At 52.6% G+C, this 14,119-nt stretch carries 12 protein-coding genes; 6 read left to right on the forward strand and 6 right to left on the reverse strand.

Going from position 1 to position 14,119, the window contains the following annotated elements; all coding sequences use genetic code 11:
• The first annotated feature begins 37 nt into the window (after window positions 1-37).
• The 4 genes from rnhA (at window position 38) to uvrB (ending at window position 5,706) form a co-directional block, all read left to right on the forward strand.
• A complete protein-coding gene (gene rnhA / locus L21SP2_RS04215) occupies window positions 38-475 on the forward strand; it encodes a ribonuclease HI (RefSeq protein WP_024267255.1) in 438 nt (145 codons plus the stop codon).
• A 213-nt stretch (window positions 476-688) separates the two neighbouring features.
• Entirely contained in the window at window positions 689-2,278 is a 1,590-nt protein-coding gene (locus tag L21SP2_RS04220) for a YifB family Mg chelatase-like AAA ATPase (protein WP_024267256.1), read from the forward strand.
• 64 nt (window positions 2,279-2,342) lie between these two features.
• Window positions 2,343-3,599 carry a S1C family serine protease gene (locus tag L21SP2_RS04225; protein ID WP_053335576.1) on the forward strand — a complete coding sequence of 419 codons (1,257 nt, stop codon included), beginning with the start codon at window positions 2,343-2,345 and terminating at the stop codon, window positions 3,597-3,599.
• Between the two features lie 124 nt (window positions 3,600-3,723).
• On the forward strand, window positions 3,724-5,706 hold the full coding sequence (gene uvrB / locus L21SP2_RS04230) for an excinuclease ABC subunit UvrB (protein WP_024267258.1): 1,983 nt from the start codon (window positions 3,724-3,726) through the stop codon (window positions 5,704-5,706).
• A gap of 14 nt (window positions 5,707-5,720) precedes the next feature.
• On the opposite strand, the gene L21SP2_RS04235 is transcribed toward uvrB, so the two are convergent.
• Both L21SP2_RS04235 and L21SP2_RS04240 read right to left on the reverse strand, forming a co-directional pair.
• Window positions 5,721-6,710, reverse strand: coding sequence for a caspase family protein (locus L21SP2_RS04235; protein ID WP_169730419.1), 990 nt, complete (start codon window positions 6,708-6,710; stop codon window positions 5,721-5,723).
• A 73-nt stretch (window positions 6,711-6,783) separates the two neighbouring features.
• Window positions 6,784-7,428 (reverse strand): hypothetical protein, encoded by a 645-nt coding sequence (locus L21SP2_RS04240; RefSeq protein ID WP_041401164.1) that lies wholly within the window; start codon window positions 7,426-7,428, stop codon window positions 6,784-6,786.
• A 109-nt stretch (window positions 7,429-7,537) separates the two neighbouring features.
• On the opposite strand from L21SP2_RS04240, the gene L21SP2_RS04245 reads away from it, so the two are divergent.
• Together L21SP2_RS04245 and L21SP2_RS04250 are read left to right on the forward strand one after the other, a co-directional pair.
• Complete coding sequence (locus L21SP2_RS04245) at window positions 7,538-7,924, forward strand: hypothetical protein (protein WP_144082918.1); 387 nt, start codon at window positions 7,538-7,540, stop codon at window positions 7,922-7,924.
• Between the two features lie 4 nt (window positions 7,925-7,928).
• Window positions 7,929-9,602: a DUF445 family protein gene (locus L21SP2_RS04250; RefSeq protein WP_024267262.1), complete on the forward strand. Its 1,674-nt coding sequence runs from the start codon at window positions 7,929-7,931 to the stop codon at window positions 9,600-9,602.
• Window positions 9,603-9,644: 42 nt separating this feature from the next.
• Here the strand turns inward: L21SP2_RS04250 and L21SP2_RS04255 are convergent, their stop codons facing one another.
• The 4 genes from L21SP2_RS04255 to L21SP2_RS04270 form a co-directional block, all read right to left on the reverse strand.
• Entirely contained in the window at window positions 9,645-11,477 is a 1,833-nt protein-coding gene (locus L21SP2_RS04255; protein ID WP_081719460.1) for a sensor histidine kinase, read from the reverse strand.
• Window positions 11,478-11,511: 34 nt separating this feature from the next.
• Window positions 11,512-12,213: a response regulator gene (locus L21SP2_RS04260; RefSeq protein ID WP_024267264.1), complete on the reverse strand. Its 702-nt coding sequence runs from the start codon at window positions 12,211-12,213 to the stop codon at window positions 11,512-11,514.
• A 47-nt stretch (window positions 12,214-12,260) separates the two neighbouring features.
• Window positions 12,261-12,917, reverse strand: a complete 657-nt coding sequence (gene phoU / locus L21SP2_RS04265; RefSeq protein ID WP_024267265.1) for a phosphate signaling complex protein PhoU — start codon at window positions 12,915-12,917, stop codon at window positions 12,261-12,263.
• A 64-nt stretch (window positions 12,918-12,981) separates the two neighbouring features.
• Window positions 12,982-13,923 carry a DUF6675 family protein gene (locus tag L21SP2_RS04270; protein ID WP_024267266.1) on the reverse strand — a complete coding sequence of 314 codons (942 nt, stop codon included), beginning with the start codon at window positions 13,921-13,923 and terminating at the stop codon, window positions 12,982-12,984.
• Window positions 13,924-14,119 lie beyond the last annotated feature (196 nt).

The following is a 14,119-nucleotide window of genomic DNA, read 5'->3' on the forward strand; positions in this document are numbered from 1 at the left end:
ATTAATCACTTCAGGAATAGGATACAAGAGTAACAGTATGAAAACAGAAATATTCACCGATGGAGGCTGCATCGGAAACCCCGGCCCGGGGGCCTGGGCATTCGTCATCGACCTGCCGGATTCCCCCATAGAAGATTCCGGTTTCGATCCGGATACCACCAACAATAGAATGGAACTTCAGGCGGTTATCAGAGCCCTTGACTACTGCAGAGTGCACCAGATTGATCAGGTGCGGATCCACACTGATTCACAGTATGTGAAAAACGGAATTTCCGACTGGATTCATAACTGGAAGCGCCGGGGCTGGCTTACCGCCGCAAAGAAGCCAGTGAAAAATCGGGATCTCTGGATGACCCTTGATGAGGTGAACGGCCATGTTCAGCCTGAATGGAGGTGGGTCAAGGGCCATGCCGGAATTGAACTCAACGAACGCTGTGATCAACTGGTACAGCAATGTATCGCTGCAAATCGCTGACTGACTTCCTCCGGACGCATGCCGGGGGCAGACCATCCTTCCGCATCTGTTTTCCCCTCCCATCGATGTTCCCTTCCTATCGATTTTCCAAAGCGTGCAATCAGGGGAAGTCTTTTTCCGGTTAATGCTGTGAGGGTCCGTCACATGCCGAGGGTTGCATTTCACTCCCTGATATTGTAAAGCGGGCGGACGCTGAATGACGGGGGGTGATGGATGGAGATTTTCAGTTTTTCCTCCACCGGCTATGAGGGAAAAATAGTCCAGGTGGAATGTGATATTCAGCCGGGACTTCCCAGCTTCACCATTGTAGGCCTGCCGGATTCCGCAGTGAAGGAGAGCAGGGAGCGTGTGCGTGCTGCCCTGGGTAGTCTCGGATGGAGATTCCCTCAAAAGAGAATATTGATCAACCTCAGTCCCTGCGATGTGAAAAAGATGGGCAGCGGATACGATTTCGCCGTGGCAATGGCGATTCTCAAGACTTCAGGGCAGATACGTAAGTGCTTTGAGAACGAGCGCTGGCTTTTTTGCGGAGAACTGGGGCTTACCGGGCTGTTGCGTTCATCCCGGGACGATCTCGCCGCCCTGCTGTCATCCCAGGCTCAGGCATTTCATCGGATATGCATTCCCCGTGAATCTTTGGAACGGGCTTCGGCGCTGAACATAACCGGCCTGCCTCTTACAGGCATGGAAAACCTGGAGGATGCCCTGCAGCCGGATTCAGCACCGGAGGGCTACGATTCGGACCCCGGCGCCGAACCCCGCATGGTGCAGTGCCGCGCTGCCTCGGCCGATCATATTGAGCCGGAGCTTTTCTCCCCTCTTCTCCGACTGAAGCTGGCTGTCTGTGCCGCAGGAATGCATAATCTCCTTCTGTATGGTGCGCCGGGGTCGGGGAAGACAACTGCCGTACGCTATCTTTCCCGTCTCATGCCTCCTGCTCCGGGGGACCTGGTTCGGGAGCAGATGAAGATTCATCTGCGGAATTCGGATGCTCAATTCGGTACAACTGAAGAATGCGGGAACTGTTTCCGTGAACCTCATCACAGCAGTTCAGCTCAGGGCCTGCTGGGAGGCGGCCGTTCCCTTGGACCGGGAGAAATATCTTTGGCCCATGGAGGAATTCTTCTGCTGGATGAGGCCCCTGAATTTCACAGAAACGTACTCCAGAATCTCCGTGAACCCATGGAACAGGGCCGCATACGGGTGGTGCGGGCGGAGAGCAGCAGCATGTATCCCTGTGTGGCCGTGTATGCGTTTACCATGAATGTCTGTCCCTGCGGAAACCGGGGGCGCAATGATGCGCTGTGTCTGTGCAGTGACCGTCAGCTCCACGGATACTGGAGCCGGCTTGGGGGGGCGGTGTATGACCGTATAGAACTGCGCCATTATTTCAGTTCAGCCGGGGAGGCGGATTTCAGCCGAGCTGATGAGATTCTTGATGCCCTGGCTTTACCCCGGGATGAACAGCAACTTGCAGCCAGAATCCGTCTTGCAAGGGATCGCCAGCTGGAAAGAACAGGTAAAGGGTATTTCAACGGATATGCCGGCTGGGTGGATATACAGAAGCCTGAGAATCTTTCCCCTGAAGGCAGGAAGGTGTTCTCTGAAATGAAGAAAAACGGCGCCCTCAGTTCCCGCAGAGCCCTGAACCTGCTGCGAATCAGCCTGACCCTTCGGGATCTGGCTCCCGAATCCGGCAAACCGGGAATAAATTCTGCTCAGTATGGCAGGGAAGTGGACAAAAGCCATATCAGCATGGCCAAAACCCTGCTGGAGCCCCAGGCATTTTCGGAATTTCTTTAAAACCCCAGGGGTAACTGAACAGATCCCCATAGGAAAATGATCTTCTCTTTTGTATATTATTCCTATGAGGAAGAAGGATTTACGACAAAACATCATGCTGGTGCTTCTGGGCGGGATGCTTACCCTGATCCTGGCCCTGGGCTTCGGGCTCATCAACCTGCCGTGGCTGAACCGGGACGAACCGGTAACTATCGCCCGGGATGGGACGGAAACAGAGGGGAAATCCGTTCAGGGAATTCAGCCTGTGCTGGATCTGCAAAGCGATGACCCGTATATCAGGCCGGCGTTCGACGGAAGTGAGTCCCTCACTGAAGATGAATATAACAATATTCAGGTATATCAGATGAGGAATGAGGCGGTGGTAAACGTCAGCACCGAAGTGATTTCCTACTCATTCTTCTTCGAACCGGTTCCCCAGGAAGGGAGTACCGGCAGCGGCAGCATCATAGACAAACGGGGATATGTACTCACAAACGTACATGTCATTGAAGATGCGGTGGCCGTCTATGTCACCCTTTCCGACGGCGAAAGGGTTGAGGCGGAAATCGTGGGAAGCGATCCGGAAAATGATCTGGCGGTTCTTAAATTCGATCCGGGCGACAGAGATCTGCAGACAATTCCCCTGGGAGATTCGTCGGAACTCAGGGTAGGGCAGAAGGTTCTCGCCATCGGAAATCCTTTCAGTTTTGATCGAACCCTCACCACCGGAGTAATTTCCGGTCTGGGACGACCCATCCAGAATTCAAACGGTACCATCATTCAGGGAATGATTCAGACGGATGCTTCCATTAATCCGGGTAATTCCGGAGGTCCGCTGCTGAATTCTTCCGGCAGTCTTATCGGTGTAAATACCATGATTTATTCGCCCAGCGGCGGAAGCGTGGGAGTGGGATTTGCCGTTCCCATTAATACGGTGCGAAGGGTGCTTCCCGATCTTCTGGAATACGGTCAGGTGAACCGGGGCTGGCTCGACATTAACCCCATCCAGCTTTTTCCCGAACTGGTGAGCTATGCGGATTTGCCGGTGGACCGGGGAATTCTGATCAGCAGAATAGATTCCGGAGGCGAAGCGGCTGAAGCCGGACTCCGGGGCGGCAGCAGAAACAACGCTGTACGGTACGGAAATACCATTATTTATCTTGGCGGGGATGTTATCGTTGAAATAGACGGAACCCCCACCTATACAATCGCCCATCTCTACGAAGCGCTGGAGGATAACCGGCCCGGGGATGTGGTGGATGTGGTGTACTACCGCGGCGGCCGCCGGAGGGAAACACAGGTTGAGCTGATAAAGCGCCCGGAACAGTTTCTGCTGAACTGACGCAACATACCCGGCGGCTGTTGTACGCAGTCTGCGCCGGGTTTTTTCGGTAATCTGGGCCGTAGGTGCAAAAACACCGGCACGGAGTGAACACCAAACTACATCGGGAAACGCGGGGAAGTGAATGAAGAAATTTCAGGTAACATCAGGATACGAACCTTCGGGTGACCAGCCGGCAGCAATCAAGTCTCTGGTGAAGGAGTTCAGGTCGGGCAGTCATTTTCAAACACTGAAAGGGGTCACCGGTTCGGGAAAAACCTTTACCATGGCCAAGGTTATCGAAGAGCTGCAGAAGCCCACCCTCGTGGTCTCCCACAATAAAACCCTGGCCGCCCAGCTGTACCGTGAGTTCAAGGAGTATTTTCCCGATAATGCGGTGGAGTATTTTGTATCCTATTACGACTACTATCAGCCCGAGGCCTATGTTGCCAGTAAAGATTTGTACATTGAAAAAGACGCATCCATTAACGACGAGATCGAAAAACTCCGGCTGGCGGCCACCACCAGTCTCCTTGAGCGTCGGGATGTGATTGTGGTTTCCACCGTTTCCTGTATTTACGGACTGGGCAGCCCCCGGGATTACCGGGACATGAGGGTCCGTCTCGATACCGGAACCCAGCTGAACCTCCAGGAATTCCGGAGAGAACTGGTCTCAATGCAGTATGAGCGGAATGATTCAGTGCCCCACCGGGGAGTTTTCCGCATACGGGGCGACGTGATCGAAATATTTCCCGCCTATTCGGAGGACGGATTCCGCATAGAGCTGGAGTGGGAGGAGATAACCCGAATCAGCCGGATACATCCGGTGAGCTTCGATGTTCTGGAAGAGCTGGAAACGCTGATGATATACCCCGCAAAACATTTTGTAATGCCCGAAGAGTTAATGAAGCAAAGTCTGTCGGTGATCAGAGAAGAGCTTGATCACTGGCACGAATCTCTTCTTTCCCAGAACAAGCTGGTTGAAGCTCAGAGAATTAAAAGCCGGACAGAGTATGATCTCGAAATGATGGAGGAGATGGGATACTGCTCGGGAATAGAAAATTACAGCCGCCATCTCACCGGCCGAACCGAAGGAGAACGTCCGGCGGTGCTGCTGGACTATTTCCCTGATGATTTTCTCACCATCATCGATGAGAGTCATGTCACCGTCCCCCAAATCGGCGGAATGTTTGCCGGGGACCGGTCAAGAAAACAGAACCTCGTGGATTTCGGATTCAGGCTGCCTTCAGCCCTGGACAACCGTCCCCTCTTTTATGCGGAGTTCGAAAATCTGTGCAATGATACCCTCTATGTGAGCGCAACCCCGGGGAATCTTGAAGTTGAGAAAGCCGGCGGGGTGGTTGAACAGATTATCCGCCCCACGGGGCTTCTTGATCCGGAAATTGATGTGCGCCCCACCCGGGGGCAGATAGAGGACCTGTACGAGGAAATTAAGCTCCGGATCGCCGAATCCCAGCGGGTTCTTGTGACCACTCTGACAAAAAAAATGGCGGAGGATCTGACCGATTACCTGAATAATATGGGGCTGAGAGTCAGATACCTTCACTCTGAAATTGAAACCATCGAACGGGTGGAGATTCTTACTGAGCTGCGGCAGGGTAAATTTGATGTTCTGGTCGGGATCAACCTGCTCAGAGAGGGGCTGGATCTTCCCGAGGTATCACTGGTGGCCATTCTGGATGCGGACAAGATCGGATTTCTCCGTTCGGCAACCAGTCTCATCCAGACCATCGGACGGGCCGCCAGAAATGAGAACGGACGGGTGATTATGTACGCCGACAGGGAATCCGACGCCATGAAGGAAGCCATCTCCGAGACCAACCGCAGGCGGAGCATTCAGAAGGAATACAACCAGGCCCATGGAATAACACCCACAACCATCCGGAAGGCAATTCACGATATCCTCCAGAGAGAAAAAGAGGAAAAACGGGAGGATGAGCAGCGGAATATCGAAATTATCAAGTCCGATTTCAATATTATGGTGCCCGCCCAGCGTAAAAAACTGATCAAGGTGCTGGAGAATGAAATGCTGGAACATGCAAAAAATCTGGAGTTTGAGCAGGCCGCGGTGATCCGGGATGAAATAGAGCAATTACAAGAGATGTGATCCGTTTCTGCCTGCTACTGCCGCCACTCCAGCCGGAAAATTACCGGATCCACGGTTCCTCCGCTGATGTGGGGGTAGTACACAGGATCATCCCCTCCTTCCGTGGTCTGAAACATGTTTTCCGGACTTCGCCAATATGAATTCCAGCTCTCATCCAGCCGGGTGAAGCTGTATGCGTAGGCTTCCTGAAGGGTGAGGGCTCCGTCGGAGTTGGCATCGCCGTTCATATGGCCCCGGTCATTCACTGCCGATGCTTCAAGAAAAAAACCGGTAAAAATACCGTTGTCACGGTACTCATCCGGAATGTTAAGCTTGTCGGCATAAAAATCGGTCCACTCATAGCTGAATTCATCCGCACCGGCCGCAGAGATCATGCTGATTCCCCTGTATCCGTCATGTGAAAAAAAATCCCGAAAGGCATCCAGGTACCCGCTGCTTCCATCATCCGAAGGCGCTATTGGATGGCGATAATCTGCGGGAAGAGCATCCACCCCGTAGGTATCGGGGGGGAGAAAGCCGCCGGAATTACAGGCATCCATTACAATGCTCGCATGAAGGGCTGCTATTCCGCTCAGTTCAGTGTAAAAATCATCTGTGGAAAGAAGCCCGTCACTGGAACCGCTGCTGTAGTCGGAAAAGACCAGGTATTCCGTACGCTGGAAATCTCCATCGGCATCCAGGAATGTGCTCTGGCTTCCGTGTCCCGCATAATAAAAAAAGAGCACATCATGTTCGGTAATGCTGTCCGCAGCCATCCGGATATCCTCAAGCATTTCGCTCCTGGTGACTTGCGGACCGCTGTGGGTTGAGAGAATGGTATACCCCTGGGCTTCCAGGGTTTGGCGCATATCCACCCCGTCCTGGGCAGCAAAGGGCAGATCGTTGATATTGCTGTAACTGCCGATGCCGTATACCAGAGCATAGCGTTCCCCGCCAAACCCGCCGGTGAAGCTGCAGCCGGATAATATCAGCATACTCAGGGCGAACATTGCCGCAGTACGCATGCTCCTTTGAAAAAAGAGCTTCCACCCACCGGACCTGCAGCCGGGTTTCAGCCCGGAGGTCCGGGCATGCAGATTACCAGGAAAATCCGGCACTTGCGCCTCCTGTAATGAGAAGAGAATCATCCCCGCGAATATCCCCCCGGAGAAAAATCCCGCTGCGAAGACGTCCGCTCCAGTGCAGCGGCTCCCGGGTGTTCCGGGGGTCCAGCTTCCCGGGAAAGGGAGCAAAGCGGAAGCGGACGGCGGCTCCGGGTGAAAAAAACAACACCTTGCTGTTCAGAAATTTCCCGAAATTGCCGTGAAATGACACACCAAGCCACATGGGGGCGGCCGGTGTTTTTTCTCCGCCGGCCAGCCTGAAATGAACTCCCAGCCCGGCATCCAGCATGGTATCCCCCCGGACGCTGAGAACGGTACCTTCCGAAGCCCGTGGTGCAGGCGTGTAGTGAAAGGCAAGAGACGGAAATACAAAGAATCTTCCGGCCGCCTGACTGAAGGTAAGTCCTGCCCGTACATAGGCATTATATTGAACGGCCTTGAGGGACGGCCTGGAAAACAGGGTTACCCGGGCTGACTGCCCCAGTTCCCCGAATATCCCCAAATCCGGGGCCCTGCCATTGGAGGGCTGGGCGGAAAGTGCGGGGATGCTCAGTATGAACGCCATCAGGATCGCAGCTGCAGGCTTGCGGTATGTAGCAATTGAATTTATAGGCTTCATGTAATTTCCATTTTATCCTATACTGTTTCAGATTTCATCATCTATGAAAAATTGATCCGGAGGAATCGGGGTGCAGGCTGTAAAAGTTTTCCAACGTATATCCGTTTTCATGATGATACTGAGCATTCTGCTGATTTTAGGATCCTGCTCGGAAGAAAAGATTCCTGAATTATCTCTCCCTCCGACCCCTGTCCTATCCCTCCGACAGGATTGGGCGGTTATCCGCTTCAGCTATCTTCCGCTGTATACTGAAGCATCCATAGAATCCGAAGTGGCGGGGCTTGCCAGGCAGGGAGATGTCCACGAGCTCCTTGAACAGAGCCTGGAAACAGAACTGCTCTATTCCCGTCAGGATTACTGGTATAAAATCGCTCTGAATGATGATCACGGGGAGCATTCCTCTGCATGGGCTTTTGCAGCCGGGCTTGAGTTCTACTCAAGCAGAGACGAAGCGTTGAATGCATCCGGCCGGATGGCCGAGACCCAGGGGTTTTAAAGCTATGGCCGTCCGCGAGATGCTGATTTATGCCTTGCCTCCGTTGCTGGGTGCGGTAATCGGATATGTTACCAATGCACTGGCAATCCGCATGCTGTTTCGTCCGCTCACCAGAAAATTCTTTCTCGGCATTCCGCTGCCCCTCACCCCCGGAATCATCCCGAGACAACGGGAACAGCTTGCCCACAGCATTGCCCGGATGGTGAGCCGAAGTCTGTTCAATACCCAGGTGATACTCGGTCATATCCGCGGAGAAGCCTTTCAGCACGGGCTGGTGCTCCAGATCCGGCAGATTTTCACTCCAGGCAAGCAGGATCACCGGGGCGATTCCTCAACATTGGCCGGCGAAAACCCCCGGGGAAAAGCCGACGAAACACCCAGCGAAACATCAAACGAAACATCAAACGAAACGCCGGAAGCTGGGCCGCAGACCGTTGAAGATGTGGAGGCAAAAATCAGAAGCATTGAAAAGCTCCTGGTTCCCCTCCTTACTGCGGATGTAACCCGGAATCTTCTGAGAGTTCTCATTGAGCGGCTGTCCGCAGGGCTGGGAAAACGGGGGCTGGACACAATTCTTCCTTCACGGCTCTATGAAAGCGATTCTCTGGAAACCCTGTTTCGAAATCTCATTGAGGGCAACGCATACCGAAAACTCAGCTGGGCATTGGTGCTCTGGCTTCGCCGGCATGAATCTGAGAACACCAGAATCAGTGAATTTTTCACCAGGGTGCAGCTTTCCCGAACCATGCATGTCATTGACAGATTCTATACCCCCGGGGTCAACGGACTCATGGCGTTTCTCAGACGCCCGGATATCCGCAGGGAGCTGGTACGCCGGGGCAAACGGATTCTTTCAGATATTTTGCTCAGACTGCGGCCCGTACAGCGGATGATGCTCAGTGCAGGTCAGTACGATCGTACCCTTGAAGAGAACATGCCGGATATTGTCAGGGATCTTCTTCGCACCCTGGAAGACACCCTCCGTTCCCGGGATAACCGGGAGAAAATCCTCATGGCCCTGCATCAGTTCATTGCAGAACTTCAGGGGCAGGGCCTGAAGGACGTGGAGAAAACCTACGGCATAGTTCTCAGCCGCAACCTGTACCGGATGCTCAACCGCTTCCGGAGTATTCTGCTCCAGGGGGATGCTCCCCGCAGGCTGGCAGATCTGGTGAGCAGGGGCGTACTGGGGAGCGGCAATGTGAACGACATACTCTTGCGCATAACATCCATGGACCTGGAGCACATCCTGATGAAGCTCTACAACGGGTTCTATGAAGTGCTGGACTCCCCCGGTCGGAGAGAAGAGTTTCGCAGCCTCATCCAGGGAATTATTCTGGAAGCCCGGCAGCAGGGGGAAGCAAGCCAACAGTCACCACCCGCCGGCACAGACGGGACAAAAGGCGACGACAGAGATGTTCAGAAGGATTCCGAGCTTCCCGCAGCCGCAGCCTCAGTTATAACGGGAATTCTGGAGGGGGCGGTTCCCGTTCTGGTTGAGCGATTCGATGTGTACCGCATGGTGGTGGACAGGATCAACAGTCTGGACATAGAAGAAGTTGAGGGTCTGCTGCTGGGAATAATAGCCAGACATCTGAAGTATATTAATATTTTCGGGGCGGTGTTAGGTGCTCTCATCGGCGGACTGCAGGTGGTGCTGAGAATCGCCGGTATTTAGCCGACTCCCGTATCAGCCCTGGAAGGCCGCAGGACGGTTAATCTATGTGTCTGACTCCCGTCGGTATGGCAGAGAAATGGAGAAGCGGCTTCCTTTCCCGACTTCGCTTTCCACCGATACAGACCCTCCATGCACCTGGGCGATATGTTTCACAATGGCCAGACCCAGGCCCGTTCCGCCCAGAGAGCGGCTTCGGGCCCGGTCTACCCGGTAAAACCGCTCGAATAGACGGGGAAGATCCCTCTTTGGAATGCCCGGACCGTTATCCTGAACGGCAATGTTCAGGGTTTCCGGCTCCGCCGGTTGGGCCGGGTTGAGCTGAACTTCCAGAAGCACCTCGCCGCCGGGGGTGTTGTATTTTACTGCATTTTCCAGAAGGTTCACCACCGCCTGCTCAACCAGAAACGGGTTGAGCATCAGCATGGGAAGATCGGGCATTTCAAGGCGAAGGTTCACCTCCCGATTCCGGGCTTCGTCTTCCACCAGCTCCAGGCATTCCTTCATCAGGCCGGCGATATTGCAGTCCTGCATATGAATGGTAGCTTCCTGCTGCTCAATTTTTGAAAGGGTGAGAAGATCGGTTACGATATGTTCCATTCTGCGGGACTGCCGGAGAATGATGGCCATAAAGCGCTCAACTTCCTGGGGTTCTCTTGTTCCCGAGAGCAGGGTTTCACTGAAGCCCTGTATGCTTGTAATGGGGGTTTTGAGCTCATGAGATACATTTGAAACAAAATCCCGGCGGATTTTCTCAAGTCTGGTGATTTCGCTGATATCATGAAGAACAATGAGAATTCGTCCCCCCGGGGTTTCAGGAGGGTCAACAAATACGCCGTTCATATACAGACTGCGGAAGCCTGAACCGTCAGGATCATATGACCGTATTTTCCGGGTCAGGTTTTTTCGGCCGTGCTCAAGAGCTTCAACGGCGGAGTTCAAATCCGAACTTCGGAAAATATCGGTGATGCGGTATCCCTGGCAGGTCTCTGCAGTTTTATGAATACCAAACATATCCAGAAAGGTCTGGTTGATCATGAGAATCCGCTCACCGTGATGGATTACCAGCACCCCTTCCTGCATATTGGAGAGAATGCTTTCAAGCTCTTCACGCTGATTCCGAAGGACTGAAATCCGCTTGTTAAGATTGGAAGACATCCTGTTCAGTGCTTCTCCCATTTTTTCCAGACCGCTGTCTGAACGGATACGCAGTTTCCGGTCCAGTCGTCCCGCCGCATAATCTTCAATGGAATCCTGAATCAGGGTCAAAGGCTTGTTCACCGTATTAAGCACACGCAATGAAAAGACAACCAGGGCTGCAAGCTGGAACAGAAGAGTGAAACTGATCACTACGGCTGAGTACGCTGTGAGCTGAGAAATGTAGTTTTGGCTCACCACGCTGTGGGCCAGTATATCATCGCCGCCGCCGGATATGATTCGGGCCGCCCCGTACACATGGAAGCGGGGATCTTCACTGTCCCGTGAAGAAAAACCGTCTTCTCCCCGGACTGCTTCCCGAATCTCCTCAAGATTTCGCAGATAGTTATCGCTGGAGAGTAGGTCCTTAAGGAAATAAAACCGGGTCAGGCTGGAACTGTGTCCGCTCCCGGACCGGATATCCACCGGGTTTATCCGGGGAGCCAGACTGTTGGTCACATTATCCGGATTTGACTTCAGCTGCTGCATTTCCATGCTGCCCAGAAGGGAAAAGAGACGGCCGCTGACCGAAATATGGTGATGCAGCACTTCCTCTATTTCCTGCTGAATCTTAACCTGAATCTGCACGGAAATACTGCTGATGAGAATAAATGCAGCCAGAAGATGCACCGCGAACAGCAGGGGCAACAGCCTTTTTTTCAATGTGGTATCTAACATCATATGTTCCGCCGCTGGAAAAAGGGGTAATGGTTGATTACTCTTCCTGGGGCTTCATCCGGTATCCCACGCCCCGGACCGTCTCTATGTAATCCCCGTGGGTACCCAACTTTTTTCTCAGACCGAGAATCTGAACGTCAACCGAGCGTTCGGTGACAGGATAATCCTTTCCCTTTACCGCATCGATGATTTTATTTCTGGAGAACACCCAGCCGGGGCTGCGTGCCAGGAATTCCAGGATTGCGAATTCTGTGGCCGAAAGGTCGATTGCTTCAGCACCCATAAAAACTTCATGACGGCTTACATCTATCAGAATATCATGAATCTTTATCCGGTCCTCCTGGCTGAGGGTTTCAACCTCACCCCGGACCCGTCGTAAAACAGATCGGATTCGGGCAATAAGTACTTTCGGTGAGAACGGTTTGCTGAGGTAATCGTCGGCTCCCACCTCCAGACCGGTGATTATATCAGAATCTTCGGTTTTTGCAGTGAGCATAATCACAGGAATATGCGAGAGCATATGATCCTTTTTCAGCCGCCGGCATACTTCCAGGCCGTCCAGTCCCGGCAGCATCAAGTCCAGGAGGATCAGTGCCGGGTGATGGGAAGCTGCCATGGAGAGGCCTTTTTCGCCGGTATCTGCGGTAAAAACAGTGTATCCTTCCCGTTCCAGATTGTACCGGATCAGCTCCAGAATATCCGGTTCATCTTCAACGCACAGTATGCTCTCCTTGGCCACATCCTCTCCTTCTGCAAAGTGTAATCAGCCTGCACTGCAGGGTTTCGTCAGTTCAGTTCCGAGTGATTTCCGCTGCTGGCATACACAATCCATTCACAAATGTTCGTGACATGGTCGCCCAGCCGCTCCAGGAAACGGTTGAGAAACAGAAGCGTGCCTCCGGCCTCAACTTTATCCGGATCCTGTTTCATCATGCTGATAATTTTGTTGTACAGCAGCTTGTGCTGCTCATCCAGCTGATCGTCCATCTCTGCAGTTTTTCTTGCCAGTCGTGAATCGAATCGGGAAAAAGCAGTGAGGCTTTGATGTACCATCTCAATGCCTTTTTTGGTCATCTTTTCAATATCAGGCAGCAGGCTGTCCATGGTGGCCTGGTCAATGCTTTCCAGGCTTCTTGCCAGATGCCGGGCATGATCCCCGATCCGTTCCAGATCGGAAACAATCTTAATTACTGTCACGAGATTTCGCAGGTCGCTGGCCACCGGCTGCTCGGTAGCAATGATCTTGGTGCAGTGATCTTCGATTGTGCTCTGATACGTATCAATCTGAAAATCATTCGTAATCACCTGTTCAGCGAGTTCCGCATCCCGATGTATTAATGCATTAATTGCTTTCTGAAGGGATTCTTCCACCAAGGTTCCCATCTTCAATACCTGCTGATAAACCGCGGTAAGTTCTTCATTCAGCTTTAATCGATAATCCATATCCTCTCCTCAGAAGCAGCTCACATGTAACAATATTCATGTTAGGACAATTGTTAGGAATATGTTAGAATTCTGTTAGATAGAGCTGTCTTGAAAACCAAGTATACAGCGCTGTCATCCGGTTGTAAAAACTATTGCTCAGTTTATTCTGAATGCCGAAGATTTTCGGGGCTCTGAGACTGGAAAATGCATAGAAAAGCAAGTGATCTCCCATGGGAATGATTCGCAGCTGCAGCTCCAGCGCTCCCGGGGCGGCAATGCGGATAAAATTATAGGTCATTGGATTGATGTTGCGAATGGATATTACACCCGGGGTGATTTCCACCGAGTACAGATTATCCCCGAAACTTGCATCCTCCTGACGCATGGTAAACCGGCTCGCTTCCTGAAGGGAGCTGAACACCGGGTCCGGCAGCGCAGTCATATCATCCTCGCTCTCCACGATGGTTGAACTGAGATAAAACTCCCGCATCCGTCCTCTGCTGGCGGAAAAGTAATCCAGACCCGCAAGGGTGGATATCCTGTGCAGGAGATTGAAAATTTCCAGTTCAAGTTCGTCGGCACTGAGCTCCCGGGCCATATTTTCCGGAAGCTTCAACGCCATGAGCATTTCGATGGCGAAATTGTTGTTTTCCATCAGGTGCTGATTCCTGACCTGTCGGGCTGCCCGCCGGTCCGGCAGAACCCGGGGGATAAAATCTTTTCCATGCCGGTAAATCAGTTCTCCTGACTCCAGAAAGCTGCTTCGCTCAACTGGGCTGAGCTCAGGCAGGGCTTCAAGAATGTTTCCCTCAAGAGGAAGAGCGGCGTTCACCCGGAAATCCCCCCGGGGTATTCCTTCAGGGGCCAGCCGGGAGGCATCCTCGGCCAGGGGCTGCTGGCTTAAAGCGGTCACCGGCAAAAGAAACAAAATAACTGATACAATCGGCAGATACGGGGTTTTACCCGGGCTCCTGTGCAGTAGTGCTGATTCCCGTCCTGTTCTGCGGGATGAAAAGTAATCCACGTATGCTCCTTGGGTATGATGATTATGTGGTGGTTCCGGGCTGAGACAATGCATTTCGGCCTGGAAGCGGAAAGCCGCTTCCAGGAAACTCAATACAGAATTATTGAGTGTTTGCCGCTTCAATGCTACTATCCAGCAATATCCTGAGAAATATAACGCAAATATGGAAAAAAAATCACCGGACTTGATCATGAAG

It is taken from the genome of Salinispira pacifica (genome assembly GCF_000507245.1).
Taxonomy (GTDB): domain Bacteria; phylum Spirochaetota; class Spirochaetia; order DSM-27196; family Salinispiraceae; genus Salinispira; species Salinispira pacifica.

Bases quoted from the DNA above. Each gene is read 5' to 3' on its own strand.
- rnhA (WP_024267255.1), top strand. From the start codon at position 38: ATGAAAACAGAAATATTCACCGATGGAGGCTGCATCGGAAACCCCGGC.
- L21SP2_RS04220 (WP_024267256.1), top strand. From the start codon at position 689: ATGGAGATTTTCAGTTTTTCCTCCACCGGCTATGAGGGAAAAATAGTC.
- L21SP2_RS04225 (WP_053335576.1), top strand. From the start codon at position 2,343: ATGAGGAAGAAGGATTTACGACAAAACATCATGCTGGTGCTTCTGGGC.
- uvrB (WP_024267258.1), top strand. From the start codon at position 3,724: ATGAAGAAATTTCAGGTAACATCAGGATACGAACCTTCGGGTGACCAG.
- L21SP2_RS04235 (WP_169730419.1), bottom strand. From the start codon at position 6,710: ATGCGTACTGCGGCAATGTTCGCCCTGAGTATGCTGATATTATCCGGC.
- L21SP2_RS04240 (WP_041401164.1), bottom strand. From the start codon at position 7,428: ATGAAGCCTATAAATTCAATTGCTACATACCGCAAGCCTGCAGCTGCG.
- L21SP2_RS04245 (WP_144082918.1), top strand. From the start codon at position 7,538: ATGATGATACTGAGCATTCTGCTGATTTTAGGATCCTGCTCGGAAGAA.
- L21SP2_RS04250 (WP_024267262.1), top strand. From the start codon at position 7,929: ATGGCCGTCCGCGAGATGCTGATTTATGCCTTGCCTCCGTTGCTGGGT.
- L21SP2_RS04255 (WP_081719460.1), bottom strand. From the start codon at position 11,477: ATGATGTTAGATACCACATTGAAAAAAAGGCTGTTGCCCCTGCTGTTC.
- phoU (WP_024267265.1), bottom strand. From the start codon at position 12,917: ATGGATTATCGATTAAAGCTGAATGAAGAACTTACCGCGGTTTATCAG.